Genomic DNA, 20,373 nt, shown 5'->3' with positions numbered 1-20,373 from the left:
AGGTAGGTCAAGAAGTACCCACGGCGTGGATAGCCACCTCGGTGGCCTTGACGACGAAGAACACCTCGAGTCCGGGTACCAGGTCGAGTTCCGCAACCGATTCTGCTGTGACATCGGCGCTCAGTTCCAGTCGGCCACGGGCCGCAGCCGCTCGCACCCGCACGATGGGGCCGCGCACTTCGATTTCGGTCACGATCACACCGAAGACGTTGCGCGGGCTGCCTTCCGGGGACCGGCGGTGGACCGCCACCGAGTGTGGGGCGAACACTGCGACGGCCGGAGCCGTTCCTCCCACGTCGTCGTCGGGCAGGCCGTGCATCCGCACACCGCTCTCGGTTTCGAAACCGGACTGCGTGGCGAACACGGCCACGAGGTTGAGTCCTGCTATCCGCGCGGCGAACGGGCTTCGAGGCCGGGAGAGCACCTCGCGCACGGACCCCGACTCGACGATTCGTCCACCGTCCACCACGATCACGCGGTCGGCCAGCGCGAGTGCGTCGAGTACCTCGTGGGTGACGACGACGGCGGTGCGATGCCCCTCGCGCAGGACCTTTCGCAGCAGTACCCGCAAGGCAGGCGCCGCAGCCACATCCAGTGCCGCCATCGGCTCGTCGAGGAGAAGCGCCTGCGGGTCCGCTGCGAGAGCCCGTGCGACCGCGACACGTTGAGCCTGCCCACCCGACAACTCGTGGGGCTTACGGTCGGCGAACGGCGTGGCGTTGACCGCGTCCATCCATCGGCGGGCGATGGTCAGCGCTTCCCGGCGGCTGCGGCCGGCACTGCGGGGTGCGAAGGCCACGTTGGCTGCGACAGTGAGATGCGGAAACAACAACGGCTCCTGCGCGAGAAGCGCCATTCCCCGGCGATGTGGCGGGACGGCGACACCGGCCTCAGTGTCGGTGAGCACCCGGTGGTTCAGTTCGACGCGACCGCGGTCGGGCCGAACCAATCCCGCCGCGACGGACAGCAGCGTCGACTTGCCGGCACCGTTCGGTCCGAGAACTGCCAGCACCTCACCCTCCGCGACGTCGAAGGCCATCTCGACGTCGCGCGCTTCCACCCGCGCATCGACACTCAGTCCGCTCACGGCACAGCCCTCGACGCCCAGCCGCGCGACCCCACCACGATGACCACCGCGACGACCACCAGGACCAGCGACAACGCCACTGCCGCATCAGCATCCGTCTCACGCTGAAGATAGATCTCCAGGGGAAGGGTACGGGTGACCCCCTGCAGACTGCCCGCGAAGGTCAAGGTGGCGCCGAATTCACCGAGCGCCCGCGCGAACGACAACACGGCGCCGGACACCAGTCCCGGCAACACCAGTGGAAGGGTCACGCGTCGAAAGACCGTGGTGGGAGTGGCTCCGAGGGTGGCCGCTGCGTACTCGTATCGCCGGCCCGCGGTCCGGAGCGCCCCTTCGAGACTCACCACCAGGAACGGCAACGCAACGAAGGTCTGCGCGAGCACGACCGCTGTGGTGGTGAACGCGATCGAGATGCCCGCCACTTCGAGGTGCTGTCCGATGAGGCCCTTCCTGCCGAACGTGTAGAGCAGCGCGATACCGCCCACGACGGGCGGAAGCACCAACGGTAGGAGCGCCAGCGACCGCAGCACGTGTAACCCCCGAAAGCTGCTGCGAGACAGTACGGCCGCCATCGGAACGCCGAACAGGACACACAGCACCGTGCTGGCGGCAGCAGTCCGCAGACTCAACTCGAGCGCGGCGAGTGAAGATTCGGAGGTGACCAACTGGACGAACCGCGACCAGTCGACGCTTGCCAGCATCGCGGTCAACGGCAGTACGACGAACAGACCGCCTACCGCTGCCGGGACGAAGATCCAGCCCGGCAGCCCGGACGGAACCACCGTACGCGCCGATCGGGTCACGGCTCACCGAATCCTGCTTCGGCGAACACCGCCCGGCCGTCGGGTCCCGCGACGAAGTCCACGAATCCTCGAGCCACCTCCGGCGCACCCGAATCGGCGAGAGCCACTATGGGATAGGTGTTCACCGCCTGTGCGGCCTCGGGGATTGCCACCGCCGTCACGGTGTCGCCCGCTCCGGTCGCGTCCGTGACGTACACGAGCCCGGCGTCCGCCTGCCCGGCAATCACCTTGTTCAGGACGTCCGTCACCGACGACTCTTCGCTGACCGGTGCCAAATCGACGCCCGCCGCCGACTCGGCCTTCTGTGTCGCGGACCCGCACGGCACCTGCGACGCGCAGGTGACCACGAGCGTGCCCGCACGGTCCAGGTCGGCGAACGTGGCGATCCCCTTCGGGTTCCCGGGAGCGGTCACGACGGTCAGCATGTTCGTGGCGAAGTCGACGGGACTGCCCGCGGCGAGACCGGCATCGACCACCTTGGCCATGTTGCGTTCGTCGGCGGAGGCGAATACGTCCGCAGAAGCGCCTTGGTCCAGCTGGGCTGCCAGGTCGGAGGAACCGGCGAAGCTGAACTCCACCCGAACTCCCGGATGCTCTGACTCGTATCTTTTCCCCAGCTCGGTGAAGGTGGACTTCAGGGACGCCGCCGCGAACACGGTGATCCGATCACCCGAGCCGGCGTCGTCGGAGCCGCACCCGGACAGGGCACCGAGCGCGAGCACGGCCGCGCAAACAGCTGTCGCTGCTCGCACTGCGATCAGCCTCATGAGGTTTCGCCGAGGGTTTCGACGATCACGGTGGTGGACTTCACGACGGCGACCGCTACCTTCCCGGGTTCGAGCCGGAGGTCGCGCACCGCTTCACTGCTCATGAGGGACACCACCCGAAACGGCCCGCACTGCAACTCCACCTGCGCCATCACCGTGTCGGACACGATGGCCGTCACGATCCCGGTGAACCGATTCCGTGCCGACGACCCCGATCCCAGGAGATCCGGCGACGCGGTCGCGTTGGCCCTGGCGAACTCGGCGAGTGCCGCGCCGTCGACGGCCATGCGCCCGGAGTCGTCCTTCTGGGCGAGAAGACTGCCGTTGTCGATCCACCGCCGGACGGTGTCGTCGCTGACGCCGAGCAGTTCCGCGGCCTGCCGGATCCGTATGCGCGTCATCTAGGCGTACCGCCGCAGCTGCGTCATACACCTCATCGTATGCGCGCATATGCGGTAGAAACAAGCAATACAAGCCGCAGCTGCGACTCAGTACACGTCGCGTACGTACCGCTTGTCGGTCGACAATTGCTTCATGTAGAGCTCGGTGTCCTCTTCGTCGAGCCTGCCGTGTGTACGCACCACTTCGCGGATCGTCTCGTCCACGTCCTTCGCCATCCGGCTGGCATCACCACACACGTAGAGGTACGCGCCCTCCTGCATCCAGTTCCACAGTTTCGCTCCGTGTTCGCGAATGCGGTCCTGCACGTAAATCTTCTGCCGCTGATCCCGGGAGAAGGCCGCATCGAGGTGGGTGAGGAATCCGTCACGCTGCATAGCTTCCATCTCCTCGCGGTAGTAGAAGTCGGTGGCCTCGTGCTGTTCACCGAAGAACATCCAGTTCTTGCCGGTGTGCCCGAGTTCCCTCCGCTCATGCAGGAATCCGCGGAACGGGGCAATTCCCGTGCCGGGGCCCACCATGATCATCGGCGCATCGGCCGACGCCGGTGGACGGAAATGCGCCGACTTCTGCACGAAAATCGGCACCTCGGCCTCGTCGCAGTGATCCGCGAGGAAGGTGGAGCAGACACCGGACCGATCCTTGCCCTCGTGGTTGTACCGCACAGCCGACACCGTCAGCTGCACCTCACCGGGATCGATCTTCGGGCTGGACGAGATGGAATACAGCCGCGGCTGGAGTCGCTTGAGAACGTCGAGCCACTCCTCGACCTCGGCGTCGACGCCGTACTGCCCCAGCACGTCCATCGACTGCCGGCCCCACAACCACTGTTGGAGGGCGATCTTGTTCTGCGGTCGCATCAGCCGGGCCAGTTCGGTGTCCTGCGTGCGACTCTGGACGAACCGGAGCAGCTCGGGCGTGACCTTGGTGATCTCGAACTTGGTGCGCAGCGCCTCGCGCAGCGGCATCTCCGGCAGGTCGGCCACGGTCACCGGGACATCGGGCTTCAGTCCCGTCACCTTCAGCCACTCGTCGACCACCGCGTCGCTGTTGGTGGGCCAGACGCCGAGCGCGTCGCCCGCCTCGTAGACGAACTCCGGATCACTCACCTCGAAACCGAACTGTCGCACGTCCTTCGACGATCCCGCTGCGCTGAGACGGACGTTCTTCGTGAGGCGGGTGACGAACGGCGACTTGCGGGTGAAGGTCGCTACCTTCTTGGGGGCGGCCTCGGGCCGGGCAGTCGGCGACGCGAGCGTCGCCGTGCCCTCGGCGGCCTCCCGCTCACGAACCAGCTTCTGCACCTGTGCCAGCCACTCGCGCGCCTGATCCTCATAATCGGGTTCGCAGTCGACGCGGGCGGTGAGGCGCTTGGCCTGCAGCTGCTCGAGCCGGGCATCGAGCCGCTTACCGTGACCACAGAAGTCGTCGTAGTTGGAGTCACCGAAAGCCAGTACCGCATAGCGGGTTTCGGCCAGGGTGGGCGCTTCGTCACTGCTCAGCGCCGACCAGAAGCTGCTGCCGTTGTCGGGCGCGTCCCCGTCACCGAACGTGCTCGTGATGATCAGAAGGTCACGGACGCCGCTGAGACTTCCGACGTCGTAGTCGTCCATGCTGATCAGATGAGTCCCGTGCCCGGCCGCCTGCAGTTGCGCGGCACATTCGGCGGCGAACTCCTCGGCGTTGCCGGTCTGTGACGCCCACACCACCACGACAGGGTGCTGGACCGATTCAGTACCTGCGGCGCTGCCGTTCTGCGCGGTGACCCCGGATGTCTCGTCCGACCGGGAGAACAGACCGGCCAGCAGCCCGTCGAGCCACACCCGCTTCGAGCCGGAAATCGGTGCGTCCCGAGGCAGGACCGGCACGCCGCGGACTTCGGTGGTCCGAAGTCCCGACAAGAGCCCCGAGAGATAGGTGCGTTCGTGTTCGTCGAAGTTCGGGGGGGACGAATCATCCAGGCCGAGAAGCCGAGTCAGCTCGTCCGTCGGACCCACAAGTTGCAGTTGCGATCCGCCGGTCTCCGGAATCGCCGGCTGGGACACCGGTGATACGCGGGTAAGCGACACCGCGCAGGCCTTGAACTCCGGCTGGAACGACGCCGGGTCGACGGCATCGTTGGTCACGGCGTTGATGCTGAGGTACTCGCCGAACGAGTCGTTCCAGTGGAACGGCGCGAAACAACCACCGGGAAGCACCCGGTCACTGACGACCGCGGGCAGCACCGCGCGTCCGCGCCTCGACGCCACCTCCACCTTGTCACCATCGGATATCGACAGCCGCTTCGCATCCGCAGGGTTGATCTCGACGAAGGGTCCCGAGTTCAGCTTGTTTAGCTTGGCCACCTTGCCGGTCTTCGTCATGGTGTGCCATTGATGCTGCAGCCGACCGGTATTGAGGATGAACGGGTAGTCGTCGTCCGGCATCTCGGCGGGCAACATGTGCGGGCGCGGGAAGAAAGCCGCCTTCCCGCTCGGCGTGGCGAAGGCGAGCCGGGGGAGTGAACCGTCGGGAGCCGACAGCAGCTTCTGGCTAACCCCGTCGTTGACGTAGCGGATGGGGTTGCGGTCCGTGCGGTCACCTGGCGGGCTCGGCCACTGCACCGGCGTGCGGCGGAGACGCTCGTACGTGATGCCGCGAAGATCGTAGCCGGTCTTCGGATTCCACGTGCGCTTGATCTCTTCGAACACGTCCTCGGACGTCTCGTAGGTGAATGCGTCCACGTACCCCATCTCACAGGCGACGCGGGCGATGATCTGCCAATCGGGCAACGCCTGACCCACCGGGTCGACGGCCTGCTGCAGCAGGGTGAGGTTGCGCTCGGAGTTGATCATCACCGAGTCGGACTCGGCCCACAGTGCGCCCGGCAGCAGGATGTCGGCGTAGCCGTTGGTCTCGGTGTCGAGGAACACGTCCTGCGTGATCACGAGCTCGGCTGCCTCGAGACCCTCGATGACGGTCCGTCGATTCGAGACGGTGGCAACAGGGTTGGTACAGATAATCCAGCAGGCCTTGATCCGGCCTGCGGCCATCTGCTCGAACATGTCGACGGTGCCCGTGCCGACCTCGGTGCGGATGGTGCCCTCGGGCAGATCCCACAGGTCCTCGACGAACGCGCGGTCGTCGGCCGCGAGGATCGACCGCTGCCCGGGCAGGCCCGGTCCCATGTATCCCATTTCGCGGCCACCCATGGCATTGGGCTGACCGGTGAGGGAGAAGGGTCCGCTGCCGGGACGGCAGATCGCGCCGGTGGCGAGGTGGAGATTGCAGATCGCGTTGGTGTTCCAGGTGCCGTGGGTGCTCTGATTGAGGCCCATCGTCCAGCACGTCATCCATTCGGCGGCCTCACCGATCCACTGGGCGGCCTGATGGATGTCGGCTTCGGGGATGCCGGTGATGCCCGCGACCTTCTCGGGCGTGTACTCCTCGAGGAACTCCGGCATCACCTCCCAGCCCTCGGTGAACTCGGCGATGAAGGCCGGGTCGGTGTGCCCGTTCTTCACCAGCAGGTGCAGTAGGCCGTTGAGCAATGCGAGGTCGGTGCCGGGCGCGATCTGCAGAAAGAGATTTGCCTTGTCGGCCGTCGCGTTGCGCCGCGGGTCCACCACGATCAGCTTCGCTCCCGCCTTCACGCGCTCGAGGAGACGAAGGAACAGGATGGGGTGACAGTCCGCCATGTTGGCGCCGATCACGAAGAATACGTCGGCCTTGTCGAAGTCCTGGTACGACCCGGGCGGGCCGTCGGCGCCCAGCGACTGCTTGTACCCGGTGGCCGCACTGGCCATACAGAGGCGTGAGTTGGACTCGATCTGGTTGGTTCCGACGAACCCCTTGGCCAGCTTGGTGATGAGGTACTGCGCCTCGATCGACATCTGGCCGGAGACGTAGAAGGCGACCGCGTCCGGTCCGTGCCGGTCGATCTGCTCCTTCAGGCGGCGTGCCGTCTCACTGATCGCGGCGTCGACGTGCACGGCGGTCGGTGCCTCACCGCGCTCGTCGCGAAGGTAGCCGGTCTCCATCCGGCCTCCGGCCACCAGCATCTCGGCGCTCGTCGCGCCCTTGGTGCACAACCGGCCGAAATTGGTGGGATGTTCCTTGTCCCCGGACGCCTTCAGAACGCGGCGCGTACCCGTTTCCGGGTTCGTTTCGACTTCGAGGACCATGCCGCAGCCGACACCGCAGTACGAGCAGGCGGTCTTCACTGTGGAAGTACCGGCTTTCTGCTGCTGCATCGACTGCTCCTTCACCTGCACGGCCGCAACCTGTCCACCTGGTTCGGGGCCTGTATCAAGAGTGCCGTTTGCTGTGTTTCGTCGGGATTAACCCCCGTGAGCGTTCGATGACGTCTCTCGCACCCGAGAAGCAGCGGGGTGGTGAGTCTGTGACGACAACGCAGCAAAATGCGTGACGGCTGTCACTCCGATGCGCTGGTCGGGTGCGTATCTCTCCAACCGTCGCTGCACGTCAGCCCTTGTGCGTCGCCCACCACGACAACAGTTCGGCCTCCGCTTCCTCACGGGTGAGGGGACCACGGTCGAGTCGCAGCTCCTTGAGGTGCTGCCACGCCTTCCCCACCTCGGGTCCGGCGGGAATACCGAGGAGTTCCATGATTGCGTTGCCGTCGAGGTCGGGGCGTACCCGGGCAAGATCTTCCTGCTCCGCGAGTCGCGCGATCCGCTCCTCGATGTCGTCGTAGGTGGCCTGTAGTGCCGCCGCCCGCCGCTTGTTGCGGGTGGTGCAGTCGGCCCGGACCAGTTTGTGCAATCGCGGCAGCAGCGGACCGGCGTCGGTGACATAGCGGCGCACCGCCGAATCGGTCCACTGACCCTTGCCGTAACCGTGGAAACGCAGATGAAGGAACACCAGCTGCGAGACGTCGTCCACCATCTGCTTGGAGTACTTGAGGGCGCGCATCCGCTTGCGCACCATCTTGGCACCCACCACCTCGTGGTGGTGGAAACTCACGCCGCCACCCGGCTCGTTGCGCTTGGTGTCCGGTTTCCCGATGTCGTGCAGCAGCGCCGCCCACCGCAACACGAGGTCGGGGTCGCCGTCCTCGAGGTCGATGGCCTGCGCGAGCACCGTCAGCGAATGCCAGTACACGTCCTTGTGTTGATGATGCTCGTCGATCTCCAGCTTCATCTGCGGCACCTCGGGCAACACGTGGTCGGCGAGCCCCGTTTCACACATCACGTTCATGCCGTCGATGGGAAACTCGCCCAAGATCAGCTTGTCCAACTCGGCGCGCACCCGTTCAGCGGTGATGCGCTCGATCTGCGGTGCCATATCCGTGATCGCCCGATGCACGCGCTCGTGGAGGGTGAAACCCAGCTGGGAGACGAAACGGGCGGCCCGCAACATCCGCAGGGGGTCGTCGTCGAAGGAGTTTTCCGGAGCGGACGGCGTGTCCAGCACACCAGCCAGAAGCGCATCCATGCCGCCGAGCGGATCCACGAAGTTCTGCGATCCGTCCGCGCCGATCTTCACCGCCATCGCGTTGACCGTGAAGTCGCGACGCACCAGGTCGTCCTCGAGCTTCGACCCGAACTGGACGACGGGGTTGCGCGATACCCGGTCGTACGCGTCGGCACGGTACGTGGTGATCTCGATCTGCTGCCCCGCCTTCGCCGCGCTGATCGTCCCGAAGTCGATTCCCGTGTCCCACTGGTTGTCGGCCCAGCCCGACAGCAGCTTCTGCACCTGCTCGGGGCGGGCATCGGTTGTGAAATCGAGATCGGTGCCGAGGCGACCGAGAATCGCGTCCCGCACGCTCCCGCCCACCAGGTACAGCTCGTGGCCTGCCTCGGCGAACCTCTCTCCGAGCGGCGTCAGGACTTCGGACAGCTCGCGCAGCGTCACTGCGGCGCCGGCACGCAGTCGCGTACGGCGCTCGTCGTCGAGAGAAGGGACAGTCACGTGCAGGAAGCTTACCGAGGTGCGCAAATAGCGGGATACGCATGCGGCGGTGGCACCTCGAAGTTTCCGAATACACCAGGACCGTCACGAAGCGTCTCGGTTCGGGTGCGGCACGCAGGGAGAGGCCGCGAAGCCAACTACTATCGATGGGGTGTCTGCTGCCGAACGTGCGAACAGGAGTCGCCGCAACTCGCGGCGGCGCGGCGCCGTCGGCAAACCCGCGAAACCCCACATGAGGACGGTTCGGGAAACCTCGGCGGGGGGTCTGGTGGTCAACGGTCTCGGCGGTCCGAGTGAGAATCTGTCCGCCGCGCTCATCGGGCGGACCGATCGGCGCGGCCGACTGCTGTGGTCGCTGCCCAAGGGGCACATCGAACAAGGGGAGACGGCCGAGCAGACCGCGATGCGCGAGGTCGAGGAGGAGACCGGCATCCAGGGCACGGTCCTGGCGTCGCTCGGCAGCATCGACTACTGGTTCGTCACCGAGGGTCGGCGCGTCCACAAGACCGTGCATCACTATCTGCTCAGATTCCTCGGCGGGGAACTGTGCGACGAAGACGTGGAAGTCACCGAGGTAGCGTGGGTGCCGCTCGCCGAGCTGGGGTCACGCCTGGCCTACGCAGACGAACGGAAACTCGCAGAAATCGCCGGTGATTTGATCTCCAAGATGACAACCACTCCGCCTACTCCCGATCTGAAGCTCCAGAAGGGGCAAGACGCCGGATGAGGATGGCTTTGCGCCGGGTCGGGGCCGCGACATTGACCGCACTCGCGGTCGCTCTGGCTCCCCTCGGCACCGGAGTGGCTGTGGCCCAGGATCCCGTTCCGCCCGAGAGCGCCGGGAGCCAGACCGTCGACGAGGAACCCGAGTTCCTCGAGCTGAACATCGACACCGTCACCCCCAACACGGTCACCACCACCAGCGAGCCGTTCGTCACGGTGTCGGGGTCGGTGAAGAACATCGGCGACCGCAAGGTCAGCGACGTCAGCGTGCGCCTGCAACGGGCCCCCGCCGTAGCCAGCAGCGAAGCCCTTCGGACCTCCCTCACGCTCGACCAGTCGCGGTTCGACACCGTCGGCATGTTCGACACCGTCGCCGAAAGCCTCGACGAAGGGCAGAGCAAACAGTTCACGCTGTCGCTGCCGCTGCGGTCGGACTCCGATCCCGCACTCGACATCACCGAACCCGGTGTCTACCCGATGATGGTCAATGTCAACGGCACCCCCGAATACGGTGGGGCCGCACGCCTGGACGACGCCCGCTTCCTGCTCCCCGTGTTCGGGGTGCCCGGTACGCCTCCGATACCACCCGATATTTCCAGCCCCGTCGCCGTCACCATGCTGTGGCCACTGGCCGACCGGCCGCGTCTCGCCGCGGGAGTGCCGGGTTCGGTCAACGACCCTGTCCGTCTCGTCGACGACGAGCTCGCGACCTCGCTTACCGACGGCGGTCGCCTCCACGAGTTGCTGGCGTCCGCGGAATTCGCCACCCGTGAAAGCGTGGACCGCGACCACGCACTGCGCGACAGCATGTGCCTGGCCTTCGACCCCGACCTGCTCATCACGGTCGAGAACATGACCCGCGGTTACCTGGTGGTCGATGATCCCTCCGCCCCCACCGGACCGGCACACGCAGGTTCCGGCATGCAGGCCGCGGCGGACTGGCTCGAGCGCGCCCGTTCGCTCGCCGCCACCATGTGCATCACGTCGGTGCCGTTTGCCCAGGCCGATCTGTCCGCGATCACGGCAGTCGGGAACACCGAACTCACTGCCGCTGCTCTCGAGGCTCCCGCCGACATCGTCGACAACATCCTCGGAGTCACCTCGCTGCGGAACTTCGTGTGGAGCGACGCGGGAGTCCTCGACGACGACTCCGCCCAACTGCTCCGCGGGGACCAGCCCACCACCACCCTGCTGGCCGCGAACGCCGTCGACACCGAGGCGCCGCGAGAGAGCGCACACGTCATCGAGGCGAGTCCAGCCGAGCCGGCGGCACCCGCAAACGGCGAGACCACCCCCGCGGCCACCGGGACATCCGCGCCCACCGGCAGCCTCGACGCGCTACTGTTCGATCCCGCGGTGGGCGCTGCTCTGGCCGCGACCGGTACCACTCCGCAAACTCCCTCGTACACCCCCGCGAGGGCCCGGTTCGACCTCACGGACGACTCGCAGGCCGCGCGGTTGCAGGACGCCCTCGGTGCCGTGTCCTGGTCTGCGCTCGAGCCCGTCGTCGCCCGCAGCGCCGGAACCCCGCGTTCCCTCATGGTGGTCCCGCCGCAACTGTGGACCGCCGGCGAGGACGACGCCGAGACGATCCTGTCGACGGTGTCGTCGATGATCCGGTCGGGTCTCGCCACTCCCCGGCCGCTTCCGGCGCTGCTGGGCCGCCAACCGGGATCACCCGAGCTGTCCCCACTCGACTACCCGGACCAGGCCACCGAGGACGGGATTCCCGCCCACCACCGCGACGCGGTCGCCGAGCAGATTCCCCGCATCGAGGCACTGGACACGGCACTGATCGACGACCCGCAGGCCACGCTCACCCCGGAACGGTTCACCGCACCCCTCCGCGAAGATCTGCTCCGCTCGATGAGCCTCGCCCATCGCCGTGACGAGGAGCACGACTCGGCGAGTGAGGCATCCGACCTGCGCACCGAGCAGGTAGCCGACACCATGAACGACCTGTTCGGCGCGGTCAGCGTCGTGTCCCCGGGCGGGGTCTACACGCTGGCATCGGAACAAAGTCCCCTTCTCCTCGTCGCCCGGAACGACCTACCCGTGGGCATCACTGTCCGGCTGCAGGTGGACGCGCCGTCCGGGATGACCATCACCGACATCGGGCCGACGCCCCTTCCACCGCGCGGCAGCCGGACGCTGACCGTGCCCACCGAAGCCAACGACTCCCGCAAGCTGGTCGTCAAGTTCTCGCTGACCACGGCCGATGGGCAGCAACTCGGTGAGCCGACCAGCGTGACGGTACGGTCCAACGCGTACGGGCAGGCGTTGGCGATACTGACAGCGTGCGCGGGTGCTCTGCTGCTGTTCCTCGCCGGCCGCCGGCTGTGGCACCGATTCCGCGGCCAGCCGGATCCAGCTGACGAAGGGTACGAACGTTCATGACCGGGAACTTGCCCGACAGGGGCCAGAGGCTTCCCGATCGCTCGCATCCCCGGGTCGCGCCGTGGGAACGGGACCACTGGGCACGGGAAATCCGGCCGGACGAGGCGCCGACGGTGCAGTTCGCGGCCATCCGCGTCGACCCCTCGCCGCCCCCGGTCCGCGACTCCGGGCCCTCGACCGCGCCGCAGAAACAGAGCAACTCCCGCCTGCTGGCGTCCACCGGTTCGATTGCGGTGGCGACGCTCGTCAGCCGCATCACCGGGTTCGCCAAGCAACTCCTCGTGCTGACGTTGCTCGGCGGCTCGGTGGCCAGCTCGTTCACCGTCGCCAGCCAGATCCCGAACATGATCTCCGAGCTCGTGCTGGGCGCAGTGCTCACTGCGATCGTGGTGCCCGTGCTGGTGCGCGCCGAACGCGAGGACCCCGATCAGGGTGCAGCGTTCGTGCGACGCCTGTTCACTGCCACCTGCGTGCTGCTCGGTACGGCGGCGCTGCTGGCGACCGCCGCGGCACCCGTGCTCACCACCCACGTCTTCCTGTCGGCCGACGGCAAGGTCAACACGTCCCTCACCACAGCTCTGTCGTTCCTCCTTCTGCCTGCAATCCTGTTCTACGGCCTGTCGGCCCTGCTCACGGCGATTCTCAATACGCGGCAGGTGTTCAAACCCGGGGCCTGGGCTCCGGTGCTGAACAACGTCGTCATGCTGACCGTGCTGGTGATCTACTACGCGACCCCCGGGGAGATCACCCTCGATCCGGTGCGGATGAGCGACCCGAAACTGCTGGTTCTCGGTGTGGGCGTCACTCTCGGTGTCGTGGTGCAGGCGCTGAGCCTGGTGCCCGCGATCCGGCGCGAGGGCATCTCGCTGAAACCGTTGTGGGGCCTCGACGACCGGCTCAAGCAGTTCGGCGGCATGGCCGTCGCGATCATCCTGTACGTGCTGATCAGCCAGGCGGGCATGATCGTCGCTACCCGCATCTCGTCACACGCGGACGCGTCGGGTCCCGCAATCTACAACAACGCGTGGCTCCTGCTGCAGTTGCCGTACGGCGTGCTCGGCGTGACGGTGCTGACGGCGATTATGCCGAGGCTCAGCCGCAACGCCGCCGCCGACGACACCCCCGCCGTCGTCGACGACCTGTCGGTGGCCACACGGTTGACGATGATCTCGCTGGTACCGATCATCACGTTTCTGACCTTCGCGGGACCGGAGGTCGGGCAGGCCCTGTATGGATACGGAAACTTCGGTACGGGTGACGCACAGCGCCTCGGCCAGGCCGTCAGCTGGTCCGCCTTCACACTCATCCCGTATTCCCTCGTCCTCATTCAGCTCCGTGTCTTCTACGCGCGTGAACGTGCCTGGACTCCCACCTGGATCGTCCTCGGCATCACCGCTGTGAAGATTGCACTGTCCGCGCTCACCCCGCACATCGCCTCGAACGACGACCAGGTGGTGATCCTGCTGGGCGCTGCGAACGGACTCGGATACATCACCGGTGCTCTCATCGGTGGCTACCTCCTACACCGCAGCCTCGGAAATCTCCGAATGGCCAACGTCAGCAAGACCGTCTGGGTGGTGGTGCTCGCCTCCCTCGCCGGCGCACTCACGATGCTCGGCGCCGACCGCCTCCTGCAACTGGATCGCCTCGGCACGCTGTTCGGGGGCCCTGGCTTCATGGTCCGAGTCGCGATCAGCGGAATCTTGATGCTCGGTGTCACATTCGTAATCCTCTGGTTCGCGAAGGTCCCCGAAATCGTGTCCATCACGGTCGCCGTCGCCCGCAAGATCCGGGCCCTGCGCGGTCGAGGCGCCGCACCGGAACCGGAGGCTCTGGACCCGCTCGCAGAGGCCGAAACAGAACTGATCCCCGTGGTCCGTGCCACACCGCACGAGTTCGGGGGACAGCCGCGTGGTATCGAACGACCCGGTGGTCTCCCGTACCCTGGACACGAGCGGGTCGGATCGCCGCCCGGTACTGGTCGGAGTTGGGCATTCGAAAGTGAAGGAGTGAGGGTGAACGACGACGACGTGGCCGGCAGCAAGCGAGCTGGAGGTTCTACGGTGCAAGCGTCCGAACGTGATTCGGCCGCTTCATCGAATGGCGTCGACGCCCCGACCTCCCGGATCGGATCGGAGCCCACGTCCCCCGGCACCCCGAAGACGAAGTCGAACGAGGCCGCACCGACCGACGCGACCCCGAAGGCACCGCCAGCCAACGGCACCGCCGGCTCCGAGGTCGCCGGCACTGCCTCACCGGCCGACTCTCCCTCCGCCGATTCCGGCGAAACCAGCGGTCCTGTGCGCAAGGACACCCGGCAGATGGGGGCGGCGGCGGGACACGATCCGAGTTTCGACACCGGGGTGATTCCGATCACACCTGCGCCGGGTCGTGACCCCGGAGCCGGCCCGCGTCGTATTCCCCGCGGCCCCAAGCTGATTCCCGGCGCCTCAGTCGCCGGTGGTCGTTACCGCCTGCTCACGCCCCACGGTGGGTCCCGCGGCCTGCAGTTCTGGCAGGCCCTCGACGTCAAGCTCGACCGCGAGGTCGCTCTCACTTTCGTGGACGCCGAACAGCGTTCCACCTCGGCCGGTCCTGAAGGACCACAAGCAATCTTGTCCCGCACCCTGCGCCTCGGTCGCATCAATTCGCCGGGCCTCGCCCGGGTTCTCGACGTCGTTCGTGGCAGCTCCGGCGGCATCGTCGTCGCCGAGTGGACACCCGGACGCTCGTTGCGAGAGATGGCCGATACAAAGCCGTCCCCGATCGGTGCGGCCAAAGCCATCCGCGCACTCGCCGCAGCAGCCGAGACGGCGCACCGGGCCGGTGGGGCGCTGTCCATCGATCACCCCGACCGCGTACGGATCAGCATCAACGGCGATGCCGTGCTGGCCTTCCCGGCCACCCTCGCCGACTCCGACTCGAGCTCCGACGTACGCGGACTGGGCGCCATGCTCTACGCGCTCATCACCGCGCGCTGGCCGCTGGGCGATCCGTCCGCGCCGTCCGGCGATCCCGCCCATCGGCCGGGGAGCGTCGGTGGCATGCGGCTGGCCGACCGGGACTCCAACGGGCAGCCCATCGGGCCTCGGGTGATCCGCCCGGAAGTCCCCTTCGAGATCTCGGCGGTGGCGCTGCGCTCCCTCGAGCCGAATGGGGGCATCCGCACGGCCGCCACGGTCCAGCACATTCTCGATCAGGCGTCCGTTGTCAACGAGAAGACCGAACTGATCCCTGCCCTGCGGCTCGGGCAGCGCGCTCCCGGCACATCCGGACACGCGCTCGCCGACCCGGAGGCGATCGAGGCAGAGAAGAAGAAGTCCAACAGGATGCTCGCCGCCCTCGTCGGGCTCGGTGTCGTGACCATCATCGTCTTGGCGTTGCTCGGTTTCTGGTTGGCCACGTTCCTGACCGGGAGCAGTTCGGACGCTCCGCTCACCGAGCAGGACTTCGGCCTCACCACCTCCGCCGAGCCGCCACCGAACGCCGCGGCTCCCGCAGCACCGGCACCGCCGGCGAACGTCGCACCGGTCACCCCTTCAACGGCCACCGTGTTCTCGCCGCAGGGCACACCCGACTCTGCCGCCAATGCCCGGCTCGCCATCGACGGCAACACCGCCACCGTGTGGAGCACCGACTCGTACTTCCAGCCCTTCCCCGCGCTGAAGAACGGTGTCGGGCTGATGATCACCTTGGACGAGCCCGCCAACTTGTCGAGCGTGTGGATCAACTCGCCCACCCCCGGCACCAAGGTCGAGATCCGGAGCGCCCCGTCGGAGGACCCCACCCTCGACCAGACCCAGGTCATCGGTTCGCAGGTACTCGGAAGCGGTATCACCGAAATCCCCGTGAAATCGGAGGCGCCCACCACCAACGTCCTCGTCTGGATCACCGGACTCGGTAATTCCGGGGGCAAGAACCAATCCTCCATCGCCGACGTGGGATTCAACGCGACCACGTAGCAGGCTCCCGGTGCTCGCGCCCGGGCGGTCTGAGCTAACATCCGCCGGTGCGAATCTTCCGGGGGGTCGCCGAGGGCGAACCCTCGGATGTGGAGCTGCTCGCTGCGCACGTCGCCGGTGACCCGCACGCGTTCGCGACGTTGCTCGGTCGCCACTACGACCATCTATGGCACGTCGCCACGCGCACCAGCTACACCCGCGAGGACGCGGCGGACGCACTGCAGGAGGCGCTGCTCTCGGCGCACCGCAATGCCGGCACATTTCGACGCGATGCCGCGGTCCGGAGTTGGTTGCACACAATCGTCGTCAATGCCTGCCTCGACCGCATCCGCCGGAACAAGGCCCGCCCTGCGGTGTCTCTGTCGGCCGACGAGGACGACGAGCCCCGGGACGTCCGCGATCGTGTCTCCGAGTTGGAGATGAGTCTGGTGGTCGATCGCGCGTTGGCGCAGCTTCCGCCGGATCAGCGGACCGCGATCGTGGCGGTAGATCTCGAGGGCCATTCGACCAGTGAGGCCGCCAGGCTTCTCGGTGTTCCGGAAGGCACGGTGAAGAGTCGTTGCGCCCGTGGCCGCAAGAAGCTGGCCGCCTCTCTCGAATATTTCCGGGAAGAGGGGAACCGATCGTGATCCTGTGGCGTCAAACTCTTATAAGAGCGCAGCAGTGTCAGGCCTGGTGGAAGGGTGCGGAATCAGTGAGGAGGTGTCGTGGCCACTGATGATGTCGGCTCCTCGGATGCGGAGTTGCCGCCTCCGCCGTACTCCGCCGATCTGCTTTCCGATCTTCATGCCGGAGTGTTGCCCGAGTCGGTGAGTGAGCGCCTCTGGCCCCTGGTTCGGAACGATCCGCACGCTATGGAGGTCATTTCTGCACTCGACAAGGTCACCGAGCAGCTCGGGGCACTCGGCCGCGACCATTCCGTCGCGTCACCGATTCCCGTCGACGTTGCTGATCGCATCACTCACGCACTCGAGAAGGAGCGAGAGTTTTCGGACTCTCGGGTGGTGCCCCTCGCGCGGCGCAGAAAGTGGGCGGCGGTGGCCGGCGGGGCATTGGCCGCGGCCGCTGCGGTCGTGGTGGCGATCGCCGTCGTCACGCCGACCAGTCGTCCCGCCGATCCGCCGATTGCTTTGCCGAGTACATCCGAAACAGCCTCTCCGGCTGTTCTCGATCTGGACAGCGATCTCGATGCGGGGCGCCTCCTCACCCTGATCGGATCCCGGGAGCTGGGTTCACTCGAGAACCCCGACGTCCTGTCAGAGTGCCTACGGGCCAACGGAATCGATCCCTCTCGTACGCTCCTGGGCTCGGGTGAAGTGCGGCTGGACGGCGCCCCTGGAGTTCTCCTGCTTCTCGCCGGACCTCAGCCGCCGCAGATCACCGCTCTGGTGGTGGGAAACAGCTGCAGTTCCGGGAATCCGGAAACCATGGCGGTCACCGATATCGGTTGAGCGACAACGCCTCAGGTCGCACTGCGCGCAGAGGGAACGAGTAGTTCGAGGATCTTCGCGCGCAACTCCGGCGTGTCGTCCTCCACTGCGATCAGGCTGGCGAACATCGCGGCACCGGCGGCGAGCACGAGGAGTGCTTTCGCGGTGCTCGCCCCGCCGTCCGATGTGGAGTGGTCGTTGTCGAACAGTCGAGTGCTCGGACCGCTGAAGCCCTGCCACAGAGCGTTTCGCAGTTCGGCTTGATCCCGTATCGCGGCGAGGAGGCCCGGTGTCGCCGCCCGAACCTCCGGCCGCGAGAACAGTTCGGCACTGCCGGTCACGACCCACCGGATCCAGCCTTCCCGGTCGGTACCTTCGAACGGCGTCAGGTCGGGGGTGGCACCCAGAATGGCATCGAGCACCAGGTGAGCCTTCGACGGCCACCGCCTGGCGATCGATGCTCTGCTCACACCGGAACGGGTCGCGATCGCCCGCATGCTCAGCTGCTCCCAACCCGACTCGACGAGCATCGCACGGGTCACCGCCAGCACGTCGGTGTCGATGCGCGGGTCGCGGGGTCGTCCTGTTCCGGTGGCATTCATCAGCTCGAATTGTGGGACAGAAGTGCCTTCCGCGCTATATCGTACCTATTACGAGACCACTGGCATCGTAATTGGACAGGACAGGCACATGAAGATCGCGGTCACCGGCGGCACAGGGTACGTCGGCGCTCACACGACTCTGGCGTTGCTCGCCGACGGCCACACCGTCCGCTTACTCGTCCTTCCACACGAGTCACCCGACGAAGTCACGCTGTCGGCGGGTGCCGCCTCCGCGCGGATCGAAGTCGTGGTGGGGGACGTGCGCGACCCAGTGACCGTCGAGCGGCTGCTCGACGGGTGTGACGCACTGATGCACGGGGCAGGAGTCGTGGGGACGGACGACAAGCGTGAACAGCTGATGTGGGAAGTCAACACCCAAGCCACCGCCGCCATTCTCATCCGGGCCGCCTTCCTCGGTCTCGACCCGATCGTCCATGTCGCGAGCTTCAGCGCGCTGTTTCCGTCCCCAGATCCCGTCATCGGACCCGACAGTCCCACTGCAGCAGGGCGCAGTGCGTACGGGCGAACCAAGGCGGCCGCCGTTCGTGTCGCTCGTGCCCTGCAAGACGCCGGAGCACCCGTCGTCATCACCTATCCCACCAGCGTGGTCGGTCGCGGCCTCGGCAGTGCCACAGGGGTCACCGAGCGGGGTTGGCACGCTTTACTCAGCAGCGGGGTAGCGCCGCGGTTCACCGGCGGCATGCAGATGATCGACGTGCGCGATGTTGCCGACGTCCACGCCGCCGTGATGCGGCCCGGCCGCGGCCCTCGACGTTACGTCTGCGGCGGCGAACTGATCGAGTTCAACCACCTCATCGACATCCTCGAGCACTCCTCGAGGCGACGACTGCGCCGGGTCCCACTGTCGGGGGGTGTTGTGCGATTTCTGGGACGGCTCGCCGATGCCGTCGGCAAACACACCGCCGTCAGCCCGGGCTTCAGTTATGAAGCTGCCTGGCTGCTCACCTCGGCCACTCCCACCGACGACTTCCGAACTCGCGCCGAACTGGGCCTGGATTGGCGTCCGGCCCGAGACGCCCTCGCTTCGACGTTCGCCTGATCGCGTCCACCACCGCCCTCGTCCGAAGGTAGGCACATGACCGCTCCGACACCCCGGCGCACCATCTGGGAACCCGCCCGTCTCGGCCCCCTCACCTTGCGTAACCGCATCGTGAAAGCCGCCACGTTCGAGGGAGTCATGCCCCGCGGGCAGGTCACCGACAAGCTCGTCGACTTCCACACCGAAGTGGCACGTGGCGGCGCCGCACTCACCACCGTGGCCTATTGCGCCGTCTCACCCGGCGGACGGGTCCACGCCGACACCCTGGTCTTGGACAAGGCACGAATTCCGGGTCTGCGGCGGCTCACCGACGCGGTCCACGCCGAAGGAGCGCTGGTCGCCGCGCAAATCGGTCACGCCGGTCTGGTCGCGAACACCCTGTCCAACCGCACGAAGACCCTGGCCCCGTCCACGCGACTGAGTCCGCCCGCCATGGCTCTGGTGCGCGGCGCCACTCACGAGGAACTGGACGAGGTCGCCGCGGACTACGAGAACGCCGCGCGGGGCGCCGTGGACGCCGGGTTCGATGCCATCGAGGTCCATCTCGGCCACAACTACCTGCTCAGTTCCTTCATGAGCCCCAACCTCAATAGACGCACCGACGAGTACGGAGGCAGCATGGAAAAGCGGGCCGCCTTCCCTCGCCGCGTCGTCGAGCGGGTGCGCCGCGCCATCGGCGACACGATCGCCGTCACCGCAAAATTCAACATGACGGACGGTGTTCCCCGGGGGTTGTGGCTCGACGACAGCCTCCGCATCGCTCAACTCCTCGAACAGGACGGGCATCTCGACGCGCTGCAGCTCACCGGCGGCAGTTCCCTCCTCAACGGAATGTACTTCTTCCGCGGAGAGGTGCCAATGGCCGAATTCGTTGCCTCCCAACCGAAACTGGTCGGGTACGGCCTGAAGCTCTACGGACCCCGCATCTTTCCGACCTACCCGTTCGAAGAAGCGTTCTTCCTGCCGATGGCTCGCCAATTCCGCGAGGCGCTGTCCATGCCGCTGATTCTCCTGGGAGGCATCAACCGGCTCGACACCATCGACACCGCGCTCGATGAAGGGTTCGATTTCGTCGCAATGGCCCGCGCACTGCTCCGCGACCCGGACCTCGTCAACAAGTTTCGTGATCAGCACGTGGCGGAAGGGCTCTGCATTCACTGCAACAAATGCATGCCCACCATCTACACCGGCACCCGCTGTGTCATCCGGGAGACTCTTCGCTGATCA

14 protein-coding genes are annotated in these 20,373 nt (G+C 66.7%); 7 read left to right on the top strand and 7 right to left on the bottom strand.

The genetic code is table 11. From position 1 onward, the window contains the following. Positions 1 to 7: 7 nt before the first annotated feature. From NOF53_RS10295 to NOF53_RS10270, 6 genes are all read right to left on the bottom strand, one after another. On the bottom strand, positions 8 to 1,087 hold the full coding sequence (locus NOF53_RS10295) for a sulfate/molybdate ABC transporter ATP-binding protein (protein WP_255967905.1): 1,080 nt from the start codon (positions 1,085 to 1,087) through the stop codon (positions 8 to 10). Further along, entirely contained in the window at positions 1,084 to 1,890 is an 807-nt protein-coding gene (locus tag NOF53_RS10290; protein ID WP_255967904.1) for an ABC transporter permease, read from the bottom strand. The genes NOF53_RS10295 and NOF53_RS10290 overlap by 4 nt, the downstream gene beginning before the upstream one ends. Continuing rightward, positions 1,887 to 2,657 carry a molybdate ABC transporter substrate-binding protein gene (gene modA / locus NOF53_RS10285; RefSeq protein ID WP_255967903.1) on the bottom strand — a complete coding sequence of 257 codons (771 nt, stop codon included), beginning with the start codon at positions 2,655 to 2,657 and terminating at the stop codon, positions 1,887 to 1,889. Before modA ends, NOF53_RS10290 begins: the two co-directional genes overlap by 4 nt. After that, positions 2,654 to 3,058 carry a TOBE domain-containing protein gene (locus NOF53_RS10280; RefSeq protein ID WP_255967902.1) on the bottom strand — a complete coding sequence of 135 codons (405 nt, stop codon included), beginning with the start codon at positions 3,056 to 3,058 and terminating at the stop codon, positions 2,654 to 2,656. Before NOF53_RS10280 ends, modA begins: the two co-directional genes overlap by 4 nt. A gap of 87 nt (positions 3,059 to 3,145) precedes the next feature. Beyond that, positions 3,146 to 7,288 carry a bifunctional nitrate reductase/sulfite reductase flavoprotein subunit alpha gene (locus NOF53_RS10275; protein WP_255967901.1) on the bottom strand — a complete coding sequence of 1,381 codons (4,143 nt, stop codon included), beginning with the start codon at positions 7,286 to 7,288 and terminating at the stop codon, positions 3,146 to 3,148. A gap of 232 nt (positions 7,289 to 7,520) precedes the next feature. Beyond that, complete coding sequence (locus tag NOF53_RS10270; protein WP_255967900.1) at positions 7,521 to 8,972, bottom strand: CCA tRNA nucleotidyltransferase; 1,452 nt, start codon at positions 8,970 to 8,972, stop codon at positions 7,521 to 7,523. 151 nt (positions 8,973 to 9,123) lie between these two features. Here NOF53_RS10270 and NOF53_RS10265 point away from each other — a divergent pair, with 151 nt between their 5' ends. The 5 genes from NOF53_RS10265 to NOF53_RS10245 all read left to right on the top strand — a co-directional run bounded on the left by NOF53_RS10265 (position 9,124) and on the right by NOF53_RS10245 (position 17,505). Next, positions 9,124 to 9,699, top strand: coding sequence for an NUDIX hydrolase (locus NOF53_RS10265; RefSeq protein ID WP_255967898.1), 576 nt, complete (start codon positions 9,124 to 9,126; stop codon positions 9,697 to 9,699). A gap of 2 nt (positions 9,700 to 9,701) precedes the next feature. After that, positions 9,702 to 12,092, top strand: a complete 2,391-nt coding sequence (locus NOF53_RS10260; RefSeq protein WP_255968156.1) for a DUF6049 family protein — start codon at positions 9,702 to 9,704, stop codon at positions 12,090 to 12,092. A 113-nt stretch (positions 12,093 to 12,205) separates the two neighbouring features. Then, positions 12,206 to 16,054, top strand: a complete 3,849-nt coding sequence (murJ, locus tag NOF53_RS10255; RefSeq protein ID WP_255968155.1) for a murein biosynthesis integral membrane protein MurJ — start codon at positions 12,206 to 12,208, stop codon at positions 16,052 to 16,054. 47 nt (positions 16,055 to 16,101) lie between these two features. After that, a complete protein-coding gene (gene sigM, locus NOF53_RS10250) occupies positions 16,102 to 16,683 on the top strand; it encodes an RNA polymerase sigma factor SigM (protein WP_255967896.1) in 582 nt (193 codons plus the stop codon). A 78-nt stretch (positions 16,684 to 16,761) separates the two neighbouring features. Then, positions 16,762 to 17,505, top strand: a complete 744-nt coding sequence (locus NOF53_RS10245) for an RsmA family anti-sigma factor (protein WP_255967894.1) — start codon at positions 16,762 to 16,764, stop codon at positions 17,503 to 17,505. An 11-nt stretch (positions 17,506 to 17,516) separates the two neighbouring features. Here the strand turns inward: NOF53_RS10245 and NOF53_RS10240 are convergent, their stop codons facing one another. Next, the gene (locus NOF53_RS10240; protein WP_255967892.1) at positions 17,517 to 18,086 is read right to left on the bottom strand and encodes a TetR/AcrR family transcriptional regulator; all 570 of its coding nucleotides are present in this window, start codon (positions 18,084 to 18,086) and stop codon (positions 17,517 to 17,519) included. 88 nt (positions 18,087 to 18,174) lie between these two features. On the opposite strand from NOF53_RS10240, the gene NOF53_RS10235 reads away from it, so the two are divergent. Next, the gene (locus NOF53_RS10235; protein ID WP_255967890.1) at positions 18,175 to 19,146 is read left to right on the top strand and encodes an NAD-dependent epimerase/dehydratase family protein; all 972 of its coding nucleotides are present in this window, start codon (positions 18,175 to 18,177) and stop codon (positions 19,144 to 19,146) included. Positions 19,147 to 19,182: 36 nt separating this feature from the next. After that, positions 19,183 to 20,370: a 4,4'-dithiodibutanoate disulfide reductase gene (gene nox / locus NOF53_RS10230; protein ID WP_255967888.1), complete on the top strand. Its 1,188-nt coding sequence runs from the start codon at positions 19,183 to 19,185 to the stop codon at positions 20,368 to 20,370. Positions 20,371 to 20,373: the final 3 nt, after the last annotated feature.

Origin of the sequence: Rhodococcus tibetensis, assembly GCF_024438035.1 — a bacterium.
Taxonomy (GTDB): Bacteria; Actinomycetota; Actinomycetes; order Mycobacteriales; family Mycobacteriaceae; genus Rhodococcus_F; species Rhodococcus_F tibetensis.
This window is presented reverse-complemented; position numbering and strand designations above follow the sequence as displayed.

What these genes read in the sequence shown, in the direction of transcription:
- modA (WP_255967903.1), bottom strand. Translation starts at nt 2,657, where the DNA reads ATGAGGCTGATCGCAGTGCGAGCAGCGACAGCTGTTTGCGCGGCCGTG.
- NOF53_RS10280 (WP_255967902.1), bottom strand. Translation starts at nt 3,058, where the DNA reads ATGACGCGCATACGGATCCGGCAGGCCGCGGAACTGCTCGGCGTCAGC.
- NOF53_RS10275 (WP_255967901.1), bottom strand. Translation starts at nt 7,288, where the DNA reads ATGCAGCAGCAGAAAGCCGGTACTTCCACAGTGAAGACCGCCTGCTCG.
- NOF53_RS10260 (WP_255968156.1), top strand. Translation starts at nt 9,702, where the DNA reads ATGGCTTTGCGCCGGGTCGGGGCCGCGACATTGACCGCACTCGCGGTC.
- NOF53_RS10240 (WP_255967892.1), bottom strand. Translation starts at nt 18,086, where the DNA reads ATGAATGCCACCGGAACAGGACGACCCCGCGACCCGCGCATCGACACC.
- NOF53_RS10235 (WP_255967890.1), top strand. Translation starts at nt 18,175, where the DNA reads ATGAAGATCGCGGTCACCGGCGGCACAGGGTACGTCGGCGCTCACACG.
- nox (WP_255967888.1), top strand. Translation starts at nt 19,183, where the DNA reads ATGACCGCTCCGACACCCCGGCGCACCATCTGGGAACCCGCCCGTCTC.